This window comes from Pseudomonas sp. PDM04, from assembly GCF_014851765.1.
GTDB lineage: Bacteria > Pseudomonadota > Gammaproteobacteria > Pseudomonadales > Pseudomonadaceae > Aquipseudomonas.
This window is the reverse complement of record NZ_JACVAI010000006.1, coordinates 17904-37336: the sequence shown is the minus strand read 5'-3', so window position 1 is coordinate 37336 and position 19433 is coordinate 17904. Positions and strand designations below refer to the sequence as shown.

General features: G+C 62.3%; 13 protein-coding genes. 6 read left to right on the top strand and 7 right to left on the bottom strand.

Annotated features, from left to right (window positions below; translation table 11 throughout):
- Positions 1–33: 33 nt before the first annotated feature.
- From IB249_RS22290 to tpx, 7 genes are all read right to left on the bottom strand, one after another.
- Positions 34–780 (bottom strand): SDR family oxidoreductase, encoded by a 747-nt coding sequence (locus IB249_RS22290; RefSeq protein WP_192307885.1) that lies wholly within the window; start codon positions 778–780, stop codon positions 34–36.
- A gap of 117 nt (positions 781–897) precedes the next feature.
- Positions 898–2979, bottom strand: a complete 2082-nt coding sequence (locus IB249_RS22285; RefSeq protein ID WP_192307884.1) for a putative bifunctional diguanylate cyclase/phosphodiesterase — start codon at positions 2977–2979, stop codon at positions 898–900.
- Between the two features lie 267 nt (positions 2980–3246).
- Positions 3247–4716 carry an efflux transporter outer membrane subunit gene (locus tag IB249_RS22280; protein ID WP_192307883.1) on the bottom strand — a complete coding sequence of 490 codons (1470 nt, stop codon included), beginning with the start codon at positions 4714–4716 and terminating at the stop codon, positions 3247–3249.
- Positions 4713–7820 (bottom strand): efflux RND transporter permease subunit, encoded by a 3108-nt coding sequence (locus tag IB249_RS22275; RefSeq protein WP_192307882.1) that lies wholly within the window; start codon positions 7818–7820, stop codon positions 4713–4715. Before IB249_RS22275 ends, IB249_RS22280 begins: the two co-directional genes overlap by 4 nt.
- Complete coding sequence (locus tag IB249_RS22270; RefSeq protein ID WP_192307881.1) at positions 7817–10921, bottom strand: MdtB/MuxB family multidrug efflux RND transporter permease subunit; 3105 nt, start codon at positions 10919–10921, stop codon at positions 7817–7819. The genes IB249_RS22275 and IB249_RS22270 overlap by 4 nt, the downstream gene beginning before the upstream one ends.
- Positions 10918–12234, bottom strand: a complete 1317-nt coding sequence (locus IB249_RS22265; RefSeq protein WP_192307880.1) for an MdtA/MuxA family multidrug efflux RND transporter periplasmic adaptor subunit — start codon at positions 12232–12234, stop codon at positions 10918–10920. The genes IB249_RS22270 and IB249_RS22265 overlap by 4 nt, the downstream gene beginning before the upstream one ends.
- A gap of 178 nt (positions 12235–12412) precedes the next feature.
- Positions 12413–12913 carry a thiol peroxidase gene (gene tpx, locus IB249_RS22260; RefSeq protein ID WP_192307879.1) on the bottom strand — a complete coding sequence of 167 codons (501 nt, stop codon included), beginning with the start codon at positions 12911–12913 and terminating at the stop codon, positions 12413–12415.
- Positions 12914–13186: 273 nt separating this feature from the next.
- Here tpx and IB249_RS22255 point away from each other — a divergent pair, with 273 nt between their 5' ends.
- From IB249_RS22255 to IB249_RS22230, 6 genes are all read left to right on the top strand, one after another.
- The gene (locus IB249_RS22255) at positions 13187–13558 is read left to right on the top strand and encodes a YciI family protein (protein ID WP_192307878.1); all 372 of its coding nucleotides are present in this window, start codon (positions 13187–13189) and stop codon (positions 13556–13558) included.
- Positions 13559–13746: 188 nt separating this feature from the next.
- Positions 13747–14538: a hypothetical protein gene (locus tag IB249_RS22250; RefSeq protein ID WP_192307877.1), complete on the top strand. Its 792-nt coding sequence runs from the start codon at positions 13747–13749 to the stop codon at positions 14536–14538.
- Between the two features lie 10 nt (positions 14539–14548).
- Positions 14549–16000, top strand: a complete 1452-nt coding sequence (locus IB249_RS22245) for a DUF1254 domain-containing protein (RefSeq protein ID WP_192307876.1) — start codon at positions 14549–14551, stop codon at positions 15998–16000.
- Between the two features lie 9 nt (positions 16001–16009).
- Positions 16010–17413 (top strand): DUF1254 domain-containing protein, encoded by a 1404-nt coding sequence (locus IB249_RS22240; RefSeq protein WP_192307875.1) that lies wholly within the window; start codon positions 16010–16012, stop codon positions 17411–17413.
- 12 nt (positions 17414–17425) lie between these two features.
- Entirely contained in the window at positions 17426–18379 is a 954-nt protein-coding gene (locus tag IB249_RS22235; protein WP_192307874.1) for a transporter, read from the top strand.
- Between the two features lie 13 nt (positions 18380–18392).
- Positions 18393–19433, top strand: a complete 1041-nt coding sequence (locus tag IB249_RS22230) for a hypothetical protein (RefSeq protein ID WP_192307873.1) — start codon at positions 18393–18395, stop codon at positions 19431–19433.

Below are 19433 nucleotides of genomic sequence, written 5' to 3'. Positions count from 1 at the left end.
ATAACGCCAGGACAAACACAGGTAATCCTGGGACTAACGCCCGCCCCCCAGATCCACGAACGTCCCCGTCGCGTAGGAAGCCTTGTCCGACAACAGCCACACAATCGCCTCCGCCACTTCATCCGGCCGGCCGCCGCGTGCCATCGGGATTGCCGACTCCAGCTTGCTGACCCGATCCGGATCGCCGCTGAGCGCGTGGAAGTCGGTGTAGATGTAGCCAGGGCGCACGGCGTTGACGCGAATACCTTCGCCCGCCACCTCCTTGGACAGGCCCAGGGTGAAGGTGTCGAGTGCGCCTTTGGACGCGGCGTAATCCACGTACTCGTTCGGCGCCCCCAGGCGCGCGGCGACCGAGGAGACGTTGACGATGCTGCCGCCCTGCCCGCCGTGTTTGGGTGACATGCGCAGGATGGCGTGCTTGGCGCAGAGGATCGGCGCCAGGACGTTGGTCTTGAGGGTTCTGAGGATACGGAACTCGGACATTTCGTCGACCCGGGACTTTTGCCCCACCGTGCCCGCATTGTTGACCAGTGCCGTGACCCGGCCCAGCTCGGCGTCGACCCGGTTGAACAGGGCAATCACTTCGTCTTCGTTGCTGACATCGGCACGTACCGCAATGGCCTGGGCGCCAAGAGCGCGGACTTGCTCGAGCACGCGATGCGCCGCCTCTTCATCGGACTGGTAGTTGATGCAGATCCGATAGCCCTGTTCGGCGGCCAGTTGTGCCGTGGCGGCACCAATACCGCGGCTGCCGCCGGTGATGACAATGACTTTGTCCATGCGAGCGTTTCCCCGTTCAAGCGTATGCAGTCGGGGCCAAGAATAACCGCCATTGGCCGGTTTTGCATGAGCTGTGGCAGCTTGCGTGCAGACGCCCGATGACTGCGACCGGGATTTTCAGCCTGCCGCCAGCCGCTCCGCCTGGACAATGTCCGACAGGAACCGCTCCGCCGGCAGCGGATGCCCCAGCAGGTAGCCTTGCAGCGAGTCACAACCGAGCTGCGTCAGGAAATCCTGTTGCACGTCGGTTTCCACCCCTTCGGCGACGATTCGCAGGCCCAGCGCCTGCCCCAGGGCGACAATCGCCGAAACGATGGCCGCGTCGTCGCTGTCGCGCTCCAGGTCGCGGACAAACCCGCGGTCGATCTTCAGCTCGTTGGCCGGCAGGCGCTTGAGGTACATCAGGCTTGAATAGCCGGTGCCAAAGTCATCGATGGACAGGTCGACGCCCATCTGCGAAAGCTCATTGAGCACCGTCATGCTGGCATCGGCGTCGCTCATCGCCGTGGTCTCGGTGATTTCCAGGGTCAGACAGTTGGCTGGCAGATGGTGCGTGGCCAGGGCCCTGGCCACGCTCTGAACCAGCCCTGCGTGGCAGAACTGCAACGCGGACAGGTTCACGGCGATACGCCAATGGGTGTAGCCGAGCACAAACCACTCGCGCATCTGCCGACAGGCTTCGTTGAGCACCCAGTCGCCGATCGGAATGATCAGTCCGGTCTTCTCTGCCAGATCGATGAACTTGTCGGGCAACAACAGGCCGTGGGTTGGGTGTTCCCAACGCAACAAAGCCTCGGCGCCGACGGCGCGGCCGTTGCTGGCATCGAATTTGGGCTGGTAATGCAGCCTGAACTGCTGCTGATCCAGTGCGTTGCGCAGTTCCTGCAATAATTGCAGTTGTTTGCGCGCGTTGCTGTTCATCGAGGCATCGAAGAAGCTGTATCCGTTCTTCCCCGCCCCCTTGGCGTGATACATCGCCGCATCGGCGTTCATCAGCAATTCCTCGGCGCTGTGGCCATTGCCCGGATAAAGGGCGATGCCGACACTCGCGGAGATCTGCAAGTCATGTTCGGCGACGCGGAACGAGCGCCCGACCAGCCCGACCTGGCGCTCGGCGAGACTCAGCGCGTCATGCTCGCTGACCAACTGCACCAGCAAGACGAATTCATCGCCGCCAATCCGCGCCAGGGTGTCCTGGCTGCGCAAGTCCTCGCGCAGACGCAGTGCCACTTCACGTAGCAGCAGATCGCCCATGTGGTGGCCGAACGCATCGTTGACCGGCTTGAAGCCGTCCAGGTCGATGAACATCAAGGCAAAACAGCCGCCCTGCTCTTTCACCCTCGACATGGCCTGATCGATCCGGTCGGCCAGCAATACGCGGTTGGGCAGCCCGGTCAGCGTGTCGTGCAGGGCCAGCTGGGTCAGTTCGCGGTTGGCCTCGGTCAGCGAATGAGCCAGGTCGGCTGTACGGGCCTCCAGGCGTGCATCGAGAATCGACGTGAGCAGCGCGATGCTCAGCACCGCCAGCGTGGTCACCAGCACCAGGCTGTCCAGGCCCTTGCCATTCAGGCCAGTGGTGGCCGCGCCACAGAAACTGCCGTCGGGAAACTGCGCGGCGGCCATGGCCGTGTAATGCATGCCGACAATGGCAATGCCCATGATGATTGCCGCGCCGCCACGGATCAGGCTGACATAGGGTGTATGCAGGCGCAGGCGGAAGGCGATCCACAAAGCCGCACCCGACGCGCCGACGGCGATCAGCAAGGACACGGCGAACAGCATGGGGTCGTAATCGATGCCGGGCTGCATGCGCATCGCGGCCATGCCCGTGTAATGCATGGCGCTGATACCGGCGCCCATCACCAACGCACCGAAGCCCAGTTGCCATAGCGGCAATCGTGACTGGCTGACCAGCCACAGGGCAAAGCCACTGGACAGGATGGCGGTCAGCAGAGAGAGGCCTGTCAGCGTGATGTCGTAGCCAAGCTCGATCGGCAGATCGAACGCCAGCATGCCGATGAAGTGCATCGACCACACGCCAATCCCCATCGCAAAGGCGCCGCCAGCCGTCCAGAAGTGCACCGCCCGGCCCTTGGCCGTGGCAATGCGCCCGGTCAGATCGAGCGCCGTATAGGACGCGAGGATCGCCACGAAGAGCGAGATGACAACCAGCGAGGGGGAATAGCTACCGATGAGCATGGGGTTTCTCGAAACGACCTGACTGACTGCGTCCATTCCTGGCGGGCAAATCGGCGATTGTACTGATTGCGCAAAAGAACGCACTGACAAAATGAGCAAAAGGCCAGCAAGCCGATGAAACGCTTGTTTGATCCATCGCAGAGCCGCGTATTGCCGGCATGAATACCCCCACTGTGGGAGCGAGCCTGCTCGCGATAGCGGTGTGTCAGACCCAACCGTTGTGGTCTTGAAACCGCATCGCGAGCAAGCTCGCTCCCACAGGAGTGATTACAGTTCGGTATTGCCATCCCACCCGCCACCGAGCGCGGCGATCAATTGCACGCTGGCAATCAACCGGCTCTGCAACAGGTCCAGCATGCTGCGCTCGTTGTTCAGCGCCGTGGCCTGGACCACCACCACATCCAGATAGGCGATCAGCCCGGCCTTGTACTGATTCTGGGTCAGGCGCAGGGACTCCCGCGCCGCATCCAGCGCTTGCTGGCGAACCTCGGACTCGTTCTCCAGGACCTTGAGCTGGACCAGATAGTTTTCCACCTCGCGGAAGCCGTCTAGCACCGTCTGGCGGTACTTGGCCACGGTTTCATCGTACGCCGCCTCGCTGCGGTCGACTTCCGCCGAGCGCTGACCGCCGTCGAACAGGGTCATGGCCAGTTGCGGGCCGACCGACCAGAAGCGGTTGGGCACGGTGAACAGCCCGTTTGAAGTGCTGCTGCTGTAACCGCCATTCATGCTCAGGGTCAGGTCGGGGTAATAAGCGGCCTTGGCCACGCCGATGTTGGCGTTGGCGGCGATCACCGAGCGCTCGGCGGAGGCGATGTCCGGGCGTCGCTCCAGCAACTGCGACGGCAGGCTCAGCGGCACGTCAGGTAGCTGCGGGATGTCCTGGCGTTCGGCCACGCTGAATTGCGCGGGCGGCAGGCCGATCAACACGGCGATGGCGTTCTCGAACTGGGCCCGCTGCCAGATCAGGTCGACCAGGTCCGCCTCGGTGCTCTTGAGCTGGGTTTGTGCCTGAGCCACCGCATCTTTGCCGGAAACGCCGGCGCGGTACTGGTTTTCAGTCATTTTCAGCGACCGCTGATACGCCTCCACCGTCGCTTGCAGCAGGCGTTTCTGCTCGTCGATCACCCGCAATTGCAGGTAGTTCTGCACCAGTTCCGACTGCTGGCTCAGGCGCATCGCGGCCAGGTCGGCAAAACTGGCCTCGGCGTTGGCCGTGTCAGCCTCCAGCCCACGGCGCAATTTGCCCCAGACATCGGCTTCCCAACTGACCCCGGCCTGGGCGGTGTAGGTATTGCGAATACCACTGGAGGTGCTGCTCAGGCTGGAACTGCTGCTGCCGGTGCCCTGGCTTGAACGGTTCTTGCCGAGGGTCAGGTCCACCGTCGGGAAAAACGCACCACGGGCACTGCGCACCAGCGCCTGGGCCTGCCGGTACTGGGCTTCGGACTGCGCGACCGTCTGGTTGGCACTGTTGAGCTTGTCGATCAGGCCGTTGAGCTGTTGATCGCCGTACAGCTCCCACCAGGCCCCGCGAGCCAGGGAATCGCTCGGGGCGGCCTGTCGCCAGCCGGCCGCTTCCTTGTACTGCACCGGCGCGGCGGTGGCCGGGCGCTGGTAATCCGGACCGATGGCGCAGGCACTGAGCAGCGCCACGCACAGCGACAGGCTCAGCACACGCGAGCCCCGGGCCATCAGCAGCGGTGCGGACAGGTTGTTAAGCGAACGGTCAGTCATAGCGGAGTTTCCAGGGCAGCATCGGTGCGCACGCCGCGCCAGCGGTTGAAGCGATGGCGCAGTTTGTCGAGATAGAGGTAGACCACCGGGGTGGTGTAAAGCGTCAGCACCTGGCTGAAGATCAGCCCGCCGATGATGGTCAGGCCCAGCGGCTGACGCATTTCCGCACCTTCGGCACGGCTCAGCAACAGCGGCAAGGCGCCGAGGATGGCCGCCAGGGTGGTCATCAGGATCGGGCGCAGTCGCTGCAGGCAAGCGTTGCGAATCGACTCCAGCGGCTCCAGGCCCTGGTGTCGCTCGAGTTGCAACGCCAGGTCGATCATCAGAATGGCGTTTTTCTTCACCACGCCGATCAGCAGGAACAGTCCCAACAGCGAAATCAGGCTGAACTCGGCACCCAGCACGTAGATCGACAGCAAGGCACCGACCCCGGCCGACGGCAGGGTCGACAGAATGGTCAGCGGGTGAATGTAGCTTTCGTACAGCACACCCAGCACGAGGTAGACCGCCAGCAGCGCGCCGAGAATCATCCATGGCTGGCTCTTCTGCGTTGCGGCGAAGGCGTCGGCGGTGCCGGCCATCTTCACGATCACGTCTTCGGGCATGCCGAGCTGGGCGAGCGAGCGTTCGATCGCGGCCGTGCCCTGCTCCACCGTCACGCCTTCGGCCATGTCGAAGGAAATGCTCTCGGACGCAAACTGGCCTTCGTGGCTGACGCGGTCTTCTTCCAGGCTGCTTTCGTAATGGGCGATGGTCGACAACGGGATCCGCGCACCATCGGCGGTGATCACCTGGACCTGCTTGAGGGTGATCGGGTCCTGGGCGTACTTGGGATTGACCTCCATCACCACCTGGTACTGGTTGAGGCTGTCGTAGATCGTCGAAATCTGCCGCTGGCTGTAGGCGTTGTTGAGCACGGCCGTGACCATGTCCATGTCGACGCCCAGGCGCTTGGCCTGATCGCGGTCGACGATCAGCGTCACCTGCTGCGCGCCGCTGCCCTCCCGGGCATCGATAGCGGTCAGTTCCGGCAGGGCCCTGAGGGCCGCCACCACTTTCGGATACCACTTGCGCAGCTCGCTCAGGTCAGCACTCTGGATGATGTAGGAATACTGCGAGGTCGTCTGCTCACGGCCGCCCCCGAACTGCAAGTCCTGGTCCGCCATCAGCATCAACTGAGCGCCGGGCACCTTGGGCATTTCCTTGCGCATGCGCTCGATGACCTTTTGCGCGGAAAGCCCGCGTTCCTGGATCGGCTTCAGGCGCACCAGCATGAAAGCATTGTTGGTACCGTTGCTGCCACCGATGAAGCCGGCGACGCTTTGCACTGCGTCGTCCTTGAGCACGGCACGACGGAAAATTTCCATCTTCGGCTGCATGACACTGAAGGACAGACCGTCGTCCCCCCGCACGAAACCGATCAGTTGCCCCGTATCCTGCTGTGGCATAAATGTTTTAGGAACAACCACATACAGCGCAATGTTCACCCCAACTGTCACCAATAGGCTGAGCAACGTCAGGCGTCGATGGCGCAGCACCCAGTCGAGGCTGGTGGCGTATTTGCCGACCATCCATTCGTTGGTGCGCTGGCTCCAGCGTTGCAGGCGATTTTCCTGCCCCGGCGTGTGCGGCTTGAGCCAGCGAGCGCACAACATCGGCGTCAGGGTCAGGGACACCACCAGCGACACCACGATGGCCGCTGCCAGGGTGATGGAAAACTCACGGAACAGGCTCTCGATGATCCCGCCCATGAACAGGATCGAGAGGAACACTGCCACCAGCGATACGTTCATCGACAGCAGCGTGAAACCGACTTCCTGGGCCCCCAGGTAGGCGGCCTTCATCGGGCGCACACCGGCGTCGATGTGCCGGGAAATGTTCTCCAGCACCACGATGGCATCGTCCACCACCAGCCCGGTGGCGAGAATCAGCGCCATCAACGACAGGTTGTTCAGGGAAAAGCCGTAGAGGTACATCACCGCAAAGGTGCCCACCAGCGAGACGGGCACCGCCAGGGTCGGGATCAGCGAGGCGCGGAAGTTGCCGAGGAACAGGAACACCACCAGGATCACCAGGGCCACGGCGATCAGCAGGGTCATTTCCGCTTCGTGCAACGTCGCCTTGATCACCGGCGAGCGGTCCATGGCCAGGTTCAGCTTGACGCTGGCGGGCAGTACGGCCTGCAAGGCCGGAAGCTGGGCCTTGATTTCGTTGACCGTCTCGATGATGTTGGCGCCGGCCTGTCGGTTGATCACCAGCAGGACGGCCGCATCGTCGTTGAAGAAACCGCTGTTGTAGCGGTCCTCGACGCCGTCGCTGACCTTGGCCACATCCTTCAGGCGCAGCGCTGCGCCGTCCGCGTAGTGAATGATCAGCGACTCGTAATCCTTGGCTTTTTCCAGTTGATCGTTGGCCTGCACCTGCCACAGCCGCTCGCCGTCTTCGACCGACCCCTTGGGGCGACGCACGTTGGCGTTGGCGATGGTGTTGCGCACATCGTCCAGCGCCACGCCGTACTGGTTCAGCGCCTGGGGCTCGAGCTCGATGCGCACGGCGGGCAGGGAGCTGCCGCCGATCTGTACTTCACCGACACCCTGCACCTGGGACAGGCTCTGGGACAGGATCGTCGAGGCAAGATCGTACAGCTGGCCCTTTTGCAGCACCTCCGAGGTCAGCGACAACACCATGATCGGCGCCTGGGACGGGTTGACCTTCTTGTAGGTCGGCATGCTGCGCATCCCGCTGGGCAGCAGGTTACGCGAAGCATTGATCGCCGCCTGCACTTCCCGCGCCGCGCCGTTGATGTCGCGGTCGAGATCGAACTGCAGGATCACCCGGGTCGAGCCCTGGCTGGATCGGCTGCTCATGGTATTGACGCCCGAGATGGCGCCAAAGGAGCGTTCCAGCGGCGTGGCCACGGTCGAGGCCATCACTTCCGGGCTGGCCCCGGGCAAACTGGCCTGGACCACGATCACCGGGAAATCCATTTGTGGCAGCGGCGAGACGGGCAACAGGCCGAAGCTCACGCCGCCGAGCAGCATGATCGCCAGGCTCAACAGCAAGGTAGCGACCGGGCGCTTGATGAAAGGTCCGGAGAGGTTCATGGCTGCTCGACCGCTTCCACCGGCTCGGATGGACGGCCCCAACGCCGACCGAGACGGTCGAAGTACAGGTAAATCACCGGTGTGGTGAACAGGGTCAGCACCTGGCTCACCAGCAAGCCCCCCACCATCACCAGGCCCAGGGGTTGACGCAGCTCGGCCCCGGAGCCGGTGGCGAGCATCAACGGCACGGCACCGAACAAGGCCGCCAGCGTGGTCATCAGGATCGGCCGGAAACGCAGCAGCGCCGCCTGGTAGATCGCGGTTTGCGGGTCCATGCCCTGGTTACGCTCGGCGTCGAGGGCGAAGTCGATCATCATGATCGCGTTCTTCTTCACGATACCGATCAGCAGGATGATGCCGATGATTGCGATCATGCCCAGGTCATTGCCGCTCAACAGCAGGGCCAGCAAGGCGCCGACCGCGGCCGAGGGCAAGGTCGAGAGGATGGTGATCGGGTGGATGTAGCTTTCGTACAGCACGCCCAGCACGATGTACATGGTCACCACCGCCGCCAGGATCAGCAGCAAGGTGCTCGACAGGGACGCCTGGAACGCCTGCGCCGCGCCCTGGAACTGGGTCTGCACGCCGACTGGCATGCCGATGTCCTGCTGCACCTGCTCGATGATTTGCACCGCATGCCCCAGCGCCACGCCAGGCGCCAGGTTGAAGGACATCATGACCGCCGGAAACTGGCCGATATGGGTGATCGCCAGTTGCGCCTGCCGCTCCTCGATGTGCGCCAGGCTGGACAGGCGCACCTGCCCGCCATCGGTGGTCTTGACGTGGATCTGGTTCAGCGCGTCCGGGCCGATTTTCTCGCCCGATTGCGATTGCAGCACCACGCGGTACTGGCTGGCCTGGGTGTAGATGGTGGAAATCTGGCGCTGGCCGAAAGCGTCATACAGCGCATCGGTGATATTCGCCACCGACACCCCGACCCGCGAAGCGGCGTCACGGTCGATCACCAGATAGACCTGCAATCCCTTGTCCTGCAAATCGCTGGCGACGTCGGCCAGCTCCGGGCGCTCGCCCAGGGCTTCGACCAGGCGGCCGCTCCACAGGCTGAGCAACTCGGCATCCGGCGATGACATGCTGAACTGGTATTGCGTACGGCTGACGCGGTCTTCGATGGTCAGGTCCTGCACCGGCTGCATGAACAGGCGAATGCCGACCAGCTTGTCCACTTCCGGTTGCAGGCGGGCAATCACCTCGGAGGCACTGAGGTCACGATTGCCGTGGGATTTGAGGTTGATCAACAGGCGACCGCTGTTGAGCGTCGAGTTGTCGCCATCGACACCGATGTAGGACGACAGGCTCTCGACGGCCGGGTCGGCGAGGACCACCTTGGCCAGCGCCTGCTGGCGCTCGCTCATCGCCGCAAAGGAGATCGACTGCGGCGCTTCGGAGATGCCCTGGATGACCCCGGTGTCCTGGACCGGAAAGAAGCCCTTGGGCACCACCAGGTAAAGGAACACGGTCAACGCCAGCGTGCCGACGGCCACCAGCAATGTCAGCGGCTGGTGCTTGAGAACCCACTTCAACTTGCGCCCGTAAGCCTCGATCATCCAATCAATGACCGCACCGCTGGCCCGATAGAAACGGCCCTGCTCTTCCTCTTTGGGTTCACGCTTGAGCAACCGCGCGCACATCATCGGCGTCAGGGTCAGGGACACCACCAGGGAAATCAGGATCGCCACCGCCAGGGTGATCGCGAACTCGCGAAACAGACGCCCTACCACATCGGCCATGAACAGCAGCGGAATCAGTACGGCAATCAGCGACAGCGTCAGGGACACCAGGGTGAAGCCGATCTGTTTCGCGCCCTTGAGCGCCGCATTCAGCGGACTGTCGCCCTCTTCGATGAAGCGGGAAATGTTCTCCAGCATCACGATCGCATCGTCCACCACGAAACCGGTGGCGATGGTCAGGGCCATCAGGGTCAGGTTGTTGACCGAGAAACCGGCGAGGTACATCACGCCAAAGGTGCCAATCAGCGAGAGCGGCACCGCCACCGACGGAATGATCGTCGCGCTGGCCCGGCGCAAGAACAGGAAGGTCACCATGACCACCAAGGCAATGGCGATCAGCAATTCGTGCTGGACGTCGGTCACGGAAGCGCGAATGGTCTGGGTGCGGTCGGTGAGGACGGTGACCTCGAGGCCGGCAGGCAGGTTATCGGTGATGCTCGGCAGCAAGGCCTTGATCCGGTCGACCACCTCGATGACGTTGGCGCCCGGCTGGCGCTGGATGTTGAGCAACACCGCCTGGCTTTCATTGGCCCAGGCGGCGAGACGTTCGTTTTCTGCGCCGTCGGCGATTTCCGCCACATCCTTGAGTCGCAAGGGTGCGCCATTGCTGTAGGCCAGGATCAGGTTGGCGTAGTCTGCGGGCGAGGTCAGTTGATCGTTGGCATCGAGCATCGAGACCCGCGTCGGGCCGTCGAAGTTGCCCTTGGGCTGGTTGACGTTCGAGGCGCCGATCAGCGTGCGCACGTCCGACAGGTTCAGCCCGGCCGCCGCCAGGGCCTCGGGATTGACCTTGATCCGTACCGCCTGGCGCTGACCACCGGAAATACTGACCATGCCGACGCCGCTGATCTGGGCGATTTTCTGCGCCATGCGGGTATCGACCAGGTCATTGAGCTTGGGCATCAACATGGTCTTGGAGGTGATCGCCAGCGTCAGTACAGGGGTGTCGGCCGGGTTGACCTTGTTGTACACCGGCGGAGCCGGCAGGTCTTTGGGCAACAGGTTGGTCGCGGCATTGATCGCGGCTTGCACCTCCTGCTCGGCGACATCCATGTTGATGTCGAGGCTGAACCGCAGGGTCAGCACCGAGGCGCCGCCGGAGCTTGTCGAGGCCATCTGGGTCAAGCCCGGCATCTGCCCGAACTGGCGCTCCAGCGGTGCCGTCACCGCGCTGGTCATGACATCCGGGCTGGCGCCGGGATAGAGCGTCATCACGCGGATGGTCGGGTAGTCGACCTGGGGCAAGGCCGACACCGGCAACAATCGGTAGGCGATCAGGCCGGCCAGGACAATGGCCAGCATGCTCAGGGTGGTGGCTACCGGGCGAAGGATGAACAGCCGCGAGAGATTCATGCGCCGCCCTTTTTCGCCTTGTCGGTGGTGACCGGCTCAGTCGTGCTGGCCGCCGACTTGCCCTGCAGGTGCCCGGTCGGCGAGGTCGGTACGTCCTTGGTGTCGTTGACCACTTCCACTTCGCTGCCTTCCTTGAGGCGGTCGGTGCCTTCCAGGACGACGCGTTCACCCGCCTTCAGGCCCTCGATGACAACGGTGTTCTCGCCATCGCTGGCGCCGACCTTCAACGGGCGGATCGTGACTTTCTTGTCACCGTCCATCGCATAGACGAACGTACCGTTGGTGCCGAACTGGATGGCTGCCGCCGGGGCCAGCACCACGTCTTTCAGGGTGTCGGCCAACAAGTGGACGTTGACGAACTGGTTGGGGAACAGCGCCTGGTCGCGGTTTTCGTAGCGCGCCTTGAATTTCAGGGTGCCGGTGGCGACATCGATCTGGTTATCGAGGCTTTGCAACACGCCGGTGGCCTGCAATTTGGCGTCGCCACGGTCCCAGGCCTCAGCGGGCAGCCTGGCGCCGCTGCGATAGCGGGCCAGCACCACGTCGAGGCTGTTCTCCGGCAAGGTGAAGGCGACACTGATCGGCTGGGTCTGGGTGATGATCGCCAGCGCCGTGGTGTCGTTGGCGGCGACCAGGTTGCCGACGTCGAGCTGACGCAGGCCGACGCGACCGGCAATCGGTGCGCGGATGCGGGTGAATTCGAGATTGAGCTTGGCGTCGTTGACCGCCGCCTGGTTGGTCTTGACCGTGCCCTGGTATTGGCCCACCAATGCTTCGGCGGTGTCCAGGGTCTGCTTGGCGATGCTGTCTTCGCGATACAAACCGCGATAACGCTCGACGTCGACCTGAGCATTTTTCAGTTGTGCCTGATTCTGCAGCAAGGTGCCTTCGGCCTGCAGCAAGGCGTTCTGGTAGGGACGCGGGTCGATTTCCGCCAGCAGGTCGCCCGCCTTGACCATCTGCCCCTCTTCGAACGACACCTTGATCAGTTCGCCGCCCACGCGGCTGCGCACATTGATGGTGTTCAACGCCGTCACCGTGCCCAGCGCCCGGTAATACAACGGGAAATCGCCCTTGACCGCCGGCGCCACACGCACCGGCACCGCCCCGGCCGCGCCACCGAAGCCGGGCCGCATCCCGCCGGCGCGCCCCGTATGGCCCACCGCGGCTTTCTGCCCTGCCCCTTCTTTGGGTGCAGCACCACCGGGCCAGAATTTCCAGCACAGGGCAGCGATGACCAACAGGACGAGCAGGCCGAACAGCCAGCGACGAGGACTACGGGAAGCGGAGGATTGCATGGAATGATCAACCATTGGGCGCGTGGGCTTTTTCTACAGGAGGCTGAACGATAAGCACTGGCGGCTAAATAGCAAAGCGCCTTTACCGGCAATTTACCTTCGGCTTACGTATCAGGAGAGTTATCTAAGGGACTGAAGCACAAATGAAAACGGCCTGAACAGGAGCAGGCCGTTAACAATTGTAAGCGATTGCTTATTTCAGAACGGCGAGTGCCGCGTCGTAGTTCGGCTCCTGACCGATTTCACTGACCAGCTCGCTGTGCAGCACGTTGTCGTTTTCGTCCAGCACCACCACGGCGCGGGCAGTCAGGCCTTTGAGCGGACCGTCAGCGATGGCCACGCCATAGTTCTCGATGAACTCGGCGCCACGCAGCGTCGACAGGTTCTGCACGTTGTCCAGGCCTTCGGCACCGCAGAAGCGCGCCTGGGCGAACGGCAGGTCGGCGGAGATGCACAGCACCACGGTGTTGGCAACATCGTTGGCCTGGGCATTGAACTTGCGCACCGAGGTCGCGCAGGTCGGGGTGTCAACGCTTGGGAAGATGTTCAGCACTTTGCGCTTGCCGGCGAAGCTCGCCAGGGTGACGTCGGACAGATTGCCGGCAACCAGGGAAAAGGCTGGCGCCTTGGAACCGGCTTGAGGCAGTTGGCCGTTGACTTGAACCGGGTTGCCTTTAAGAGTGACTTGAGCCATGAACGGAGTCCTTCTGCACGTTGTTGTAGAGAATTTTGAAGAGGCAGAAGTTAACCACGAAACGGGCCGACGACCTACCGGCAGATACAAATTGTGAACACTCTGCTCAACGTTGTGGGAGTGGCTTCAGACTCAACAGTGCTCAAAGCCCCGGCGACCTGACACATCACCACCTGAGAGCGTGGGGAACTTGAAATATTGCCGGCGTTGTCGATCTGGCCGCACGCCAATCGACCATAGGGCGAATCATCCCCATCCAGCGGAGACACCACCATGCGATTCATGATCATCATAAAAGCCAGCGCCGATTCCGAAGCCGGCCTCATGCCCAGTGCCGAGTTGCTGACCGCCATGGGTCACTACAACGAAGAATTGTCCAGGGCCGGTGTCCTCATCGGTGACGAAGGCCTGCAACCCAGCAGCAAGGGCGCGCGCGTGCGCTTCAACGGCGACAAACGTAGCGTCATCGACGGCCCGTTCGCCGAGACCAAGGAGCTGATTGCCGGTTACTGGCTGTGGGAAGTGAAGTCCAGGGAGGAAGCCATCGAATGGGTCATGCGCTGCCCCAATCCCATGCCGGGAACCGATGCCGAAATCGAGATTCGCGAGGTGGGTTGTTGCGGGGCCCAGCCTGATCGTTCCTGATAACGAATGCGCTCCCACGAACCCCTGATCGCCGTGGGAGCGCGGCCTTTCCTCAATGCGAATGAGCACAGGAAACACCTGCGAATCAATCCCTTCGACTGGATAACCTGCTGGCAACTGCTAACGTCATCAGACGTGCCCTACAGGCTTGTCAGAAAAAAGACTACCCATCAGGGAACCGGGGATCCATGTCGAAACATCCAGGAGCAAGCGCCCTATTGCTGGCGACCTCTATAACGTCTGCGGTGTGTACCCTCGCGGACAACGCTGACACGGCCAACAAAAGCAACAACCCGTTGAACCTCGCGCCGGGGATGAACCTGCAGGATTATTACACCCCGAAACTCTACGACTCCAACGCCCACACCAACGACCTGCTGGTCCGTGGCACGCTGCCGATTGCGCCCAATGACGTCATCGGTGTGCCGCAATTGCTTCGCGCCACGGCGCCCATCAGCACCCGCCCGGATCCGCACGGCGGGTACAGCACCGGTGAGGGTGACCTGAACCTGTTCGATATTTTCCTGCTCAAGACCGACGGCGTTCAATTGGGCATCGGCCCACAAATCACCGCGCCGACCGCCGACAAGGACGAACTCGGCACTGGCAAATGGCAAGCAGGGCTCGCGGCGGTGGCGATCGACTCCTCGCCCCGTGGTCTGCTCGGGGCACTGGTGCAGTATCAGAGCTCTTTCGCCGGCGACAGTGATCGCGTGCATGTGGAAACCGCGACCCTCCAGCCCTTCATCATTCATAACCTCGAGAGGGGCTGGTACCTGCGCTCCACCGCCACCTGGACCTTCGACCTGAAAAACGACACCCACTACATCCCACTCGGTTTGGGGGGCGGCAAGGTCTGGAAATCCGGCTCCAATATCCTCAACGCCTTCATCGAACCGCAGTGGACCGTCGAGCACAAAGGTGACGGCTTGCCGCAATTTACCCTCTTCGCCGGAATCAACGTCACCTTCGGGAAATAAGGACGAATTTATGCACGGTGCAATTCGCGCAGCCGGTTTCAGCCTGATGAGCATGTTCGTCAGTTGTGGCGTTGGTGCGCAGGACCTCAATGCACGCATTGGTCCGATCGTCATGCAAGGCGAACTGCCAGCACCCGATTCCATCCCGAAACTGTATGCCGAACTGGATTTCCAACAGGCCACCCAGAGTTATCTCTGGGCATTGCCGTTGGTGTCCTACGCCCAGTGGCAGGAAGAGTTTCGCGACAAGCTCGGCGCCAAAAACGGCGATCTGATGGTGCTCGACAGCTACGAAGACAAGCTCGGCGTGATCACGGCCAACGCCACCACGCCGTACATTCTCGGTTTTGTCGACCTCAACGAAACCGGGCCGCTGGTGATCGAACTGCCTCCCGGCCCTACCGCAGGCGGTGTGGGCGATTTCTGGCAGCGAGCGATCATTGACATGGGCCAGACGGGCCCCGACAAGGGCAAGGGCGGCAAATACCTGGTCCTGCCACCGGGCGCGCAACCACCGGCCGACGCCGGTCAGTATTACCTGGCCAGATCGGAAACCATGAATGTGCTGGTGGGCTTTCGCGTACTGGATCCCGACCCGGCTAAAGGCAAGGCCCTGGTCGAGCAATTCAAGATGTACCCCTATGCCAAACGGGCCGCGCCGGACAAGACCAGGCTGCTCTCCCCAGACGGCAAAGCGTGGTCCGGAACCCAGCCGCGTGGACTTGCGTATTGGGAACGCCTGCACCAGGTCATCCAGAAAGAACCGGTCAACGAACGCGACCGTTTCTACATGGCCATGCTCGCCAGCCTGGGCATCGAGAAGGACAAGCCCTTCAACCCCACCGACGCGCAACGTCGGGCGCTTGAACAAGGCGCGCAAATGGGGGAACTGATCGCCAAGGCCAATACCTTCGCCAAGCGGTTCCCCGAGGCCCGGTACTGGAAAGACCGGCAGTGGGACACGGTACTGAACATTACCGAACCGTCGCAACGCGTAGCCTATTACGACCAGCTGTGGGAGCGCAGCGCGTGGTTCTACGAAGCCGTCACCAACACCAAAGGCATGGTCTCCAAAACCCCGGGTCTGGGCCAGACTTACCTCGGTGCCTACACCGATGCCAAGGGCGACTGGCTGGATGGCGGCAAAAGTTATCGACTGCACGTGGGTGCCAACCCACCGGCCAGGCAGTTCTGGTCGATGACCGTGTACGACATCGACAGCCGCTGCCTGATCGACAACCCGCAGCGCAAGGCGGACCTGTCGTCGCGCCAGGACCTCAAGAAAAATCCTGACGGCTCGGTTGACCTGTACTTCGGCCCCACCGCGCCCAAGGGCTTGGAGAACAACTGGGTGCAAACCCTGCCGGGCAAGCACTGGTTCAGCTATTTCCGCCTGTACGCGCCCACCGAAGCCTACTTCGACAAAAGCTGGAAACTCGACGACATCTCGGTGGTGGAATAAGGACGTGTCATGAATCAACGCCTGTTGCTCGCAGCACTTTCGATCCCCCTGAGCACGAGTACCTGGGCCGACTTCAGCGCAACGCCAGAAGAGGCCCGGAGCATCGCCAGGGAAGCTTATTTGTATGGCTTCCCGGTGGTGGAAATGTACAAAACCCTCTATACCCAGGCCGTCGACAAAAACAGCCCCAATTTCAAGGCGCCATTCAACCGGATCGGCAACACGGCCAAAGCCTTCACGGCGAAGGACACCGCGTTCGTCACGCCCAACGCCGACACCCCCTACTCCTTCGTCTGGTTGGATCTGCGGGCCGAACCGGTGGTGCTGACCCTGCCAGCCATCGATGAACACCGTTACTACTCGGTGCAACTGATCGACGCCTACACGCAGAATTTTGCCTACCTCGGCACCCGCAGCACCGGCAACAACGGCGGGCATTTCCTGATTGCCGGGCCGAACTGGCAAGGCCAGCAACCGGTGGCCATCGACCGCCTGTTGCGCAGCGAAACCAACATCGCTTATGCGCTGTACCGCACGCAGTTGTTCGATGAAAAGGATCTGGACAAGGTCAAGCAGATCCAGAAAGGCTACAAGGTCGAACCACTGAGCCACTACGTCAAACAAAAAGCGCCGCCTGCCGCACCGAACATCGACTGGCCGAAGCCGACGCCGACAATGAGCGATACCCCGGACCTGTTCCGCTACCTGGCGTTCATGCTGCAATTCGCGCCCCCCCAGGAGGTCGAACAGGACCTGCTGGCGCGCTTCGCGAAAATCGGCCTCGAAGCCGGCAAACCATTCAACCCCAACGAACTGCCCGCCAGCCAGCGCACGGCCCTGGAGGACGGCATTGCCGACGCCAAGGCCGAATTCGCCCGGTTCAAGAAGGACAAGGTCGACAGTCACCAGGTCAGCAGCGGCGACCTGTTCGGCACCCGCGATCACCTCAACGGCAACTACCTGTACCGCTACGCCGGCGCCAACATGGGGATTTTCGGCAACTCGGTCGAAGAGGCCAATTACATCGGCTACTTCGTCGACAAGAACGGCCAGCCGGTCGACGCGTCGAAACATGACTACACCCTGCACTTCGACAAGGGCGCCCTGCCCCCGGCCGACGCGTTCTGGTCACTGACGATGTACGACGGCAAGAACAAGTTGCTGGTGGCCAACCCGCTGAATCGCTACCTGATCAATTCGCGGATGTTGCCTGGCCTGAAACTCGACGCAGATGGCGGACTGACCCTGTACGTACAGCACAAAGCCCCGGCCAGCAATCTGCAAAGCAACTGGCTGCCGGCGCCCAACGGGCCGTTCTACGGCGTCTTGCGTCTCTACCTGCCGAAACCTGAAGTCACCAGCGGCGAATGGAAAATGCCGTTGCTGACGCCGGTCGATCAACCCAAACAGTAGACGGAGTCGCTGATGGTCAAGCCTTATGCAGTAACCCCTTTACTGGTCTTGTGCGTGCTCGGCGGCACTCCGGCGGCATTCGCCGCCGAAGGCGGTGTCGGCCGGCCGATAACCGGCCAACAGGTGTTTTCCAACGCTGGGGTCGTACCGCCCGAACCGGGCTGGGTCATGTCGTTTACCAGCATCTGGTACGACGGTGACCTGAAGGGTGGCAAGGGTGTGCCGATTGTCGGGGAGATCGGTGCCGACCTGGACATGAAGGTTTCCTACACCATGGCCAACTTCACCCACGTCTGGGACACCGGCAAGGGCCGCTGGAACTATGCGTCGGCCATCGGCGTGCCGGTGCAGTACACCGACGTCAATATCAGCATCACCGGCCCGCGTGGCCGGACGTTGGGCACCGAGGACTCGGGCACGCAATTCGCCGACATGCTGGTGACGCCGATTGCCGCCGGCTACCACTTCGACGAGGTTAACCATCTCTCGTTTTCCCTGCCGATCTACGTGCCGACCGGTGCTTACAATGACGACCGCCTGGCCAACCCCGGGCAGAACACCTACACCTTCATGCCCACCGTGGCGTTCACGCACCTGGACGGCAAGGGGGGCGAATTCACCCTGTCGGGCGGCCTGGAGTTCTACACCGAAAACGACGCCACGGATTACCGCAACGGCAACATATTCACCCTCGACGCGCTGTGGACCCACGGCTTCGGCAACGGCTGGAGCGCCGGCATTGTCGGTGGCTACGTGCAGCAGATCACCGACGACAAAGGGGATACCGCCGATGCCCTGAACGGTTTCCGCGGCCGCTCGGTGGGCGCCGGTCCGGTGATCGGCTGGGCCGGCAAGTTCAACGATGCCCAAGCCAGTGTCAGCGCCCGTTGGGTACCGGAGTTCGACACCAAGAATCGTCCGGAAGGCAACGGTGTGGCGATCAACCTGACACTGGCGTTTTTCTAGGGAGTGACCAGGGATGGCCATCGGTTCCAGACTGACCTTGTGCAGTGTGCTGTTCAGTGGCATCGCCTGCGCCGCAGACTTGCCAGCGCTCGGCGGGACACCGGCACAACCTGCGACCAAAGGTGATCCCGAGACCTGTCACCGACTGCAACAGGACTTCGACATCGACCTGAAAAAGGTCGTGGCCGCCGGTTGCGAGCCGTCCACCGAGCAAATCTCCAAGCTGATGGACAACCCGGTGGGCAATCTGGTGTTGCTGTTCAACCAGTTCGACTACACCGCGCTCAAAGGCCCGCACAGCAATGGCACGCGCATGCTCGGCAAATACAGTTTCATGCCGACCTTCCCGATCTCCCTCGGTGAAGACTGGAACCTGATCAATCGCCTGCCCATCAGCTACGTCAGCGCACCGGTCAACCGCAAGGCCGGCAACCTGATCGGCATGGGCCCCAATGAATTGCTGCATGATCGCGGCGACTTCGCGTCGGTGGTGCAGGACCCGTTCGACCGCACCAGCGGTTTTGGCGACCTGGCCTACGTGGGGGTGTTCTCGCCCAAGGAGCCGATCCGCTTCGCCGGGGGCGGCAAGATGGTCTGGGGCTTCGGCCCGACCGCGATGTTTCCCACCGCCGAGGAAGAAGTGCTCGGCACGGGCAAATATTCCCTGGGCCCGGCCTTCGTGGCCGCCTACCTCGGCCAAGACTGGACCCTGGGCGTGTTCCCGCAGCACTGGTGGTCGGTGGGCGGCGACAGCCAACGCAAGGACGTCAGCCTGACCAACATCCAGTACTTCATCCAGCGCAGCCTCCCCGGCCCGGAACAATGGCGGGTCGGCATGACGCCCAACATCACGGTCAACTGGAAGGCCGAGGGCGGCAACAAAGTGACATTCCCGATCGGCCTCGGCGCCGGACGGATCTTCAACTTCGGCAAGCTGCCGGTGCGGATTTCCGGGGAAATCCAGTACTCGGCCATTCATCCGGACGACCTGATCAGCAGCCGCTGGAATTTCCGCCTGTCGTTCATTCCGGTCATTCCGACCTTCATGTTTTGA

Coding starts and splice junctions, on each gene's coding strand:
- IB249_RS22290 (WP_192307885.1), bottom strand. CDS start 780: ATGGACAAAGTCATTGTCATCACCGGCGGCAGCCGCGGTATTGGTGCC.
- IB249_RS22285 (WP_192307884.1), bottom strand. CDS start 2,979: ATGCTCATCGGTAGCTATTCCCCCTCGCTGGTTGTCATCTCGCTCTTC.
- IB249_RS22280 (WP_192307883.1), bottom strand. CDS start 4,716: ATGACTGACCGTTCGCTTAACAACCTGTCCGCACCGCTGCTGATGGCC.
- IB249_RS22275 (WP_192307882.1), bottom strand. CDS start 7,820: ATGAACCTCTCCGGACCTTTCATCAAGCGCCCGGTCGCTACCTTGCTG.
- IB249_RS22270 (WP_192307881.1), bottom strand. CDS start 10,921: ATGAATCTCTCGCGGCTGTTCATCCTTCGCCCGGTAGCCACCACCCTG.
- IB249_RS22265 (WP_192307880.1), bottom strand. CDS start 12,234: ATGGTTGATCATTCCATGCAATCCTCCGCTTCCCGTAGTCCTCGTCGC.
- tpx (WP_192307879.1), bottom strand. CDS start 12,913: ATGGCTCAAGTCACTCTTAAAGGCAACCCGGTTCAAGTCAACGGCCAA.
- IB249_RS22255 (WP_192307878.1), top strand. CDS start 13,187: ATGCGATTCATGATCATCATAAAAGCCAGCGCCGATTCCGAAGCCGGC.
- IB249_RS22250 (WP_192307877.1), top strand. CDS start 13,747: ATGTCGAAACATCCAGGAGCAAGCGCCCTATTGCTGGCGACCTCTATA.
- IB249_RS22245 (WP_192307876.1), top strand. CDS start 14,549: ATGCACGGTGCAATTCGCGCAGCCGGTTTCAGCCTGATGAGCATGTTC.
- IB249_RS22240 (WP_192307875.1), top strand. CDS start 16,010: ATGAATCAACGCCTGTTGCTCGCAGCACTTTCGATCCCCCTGAGCACG.
- IB249_RS22235 (WP_192307874.1), top strand. CDS start 17,426: ATGGTCAAGCCTTATGCAGTAACCCCTTTACTGGTCTTGTGCGTGCTC.
- IB249_RS22230 (WP_192307873.1), top strand. CDS start 18,393: ATGGCCATCGGTTCCAGACTGACCTTGTGCAGTGTGCTGTTCAGTGGC.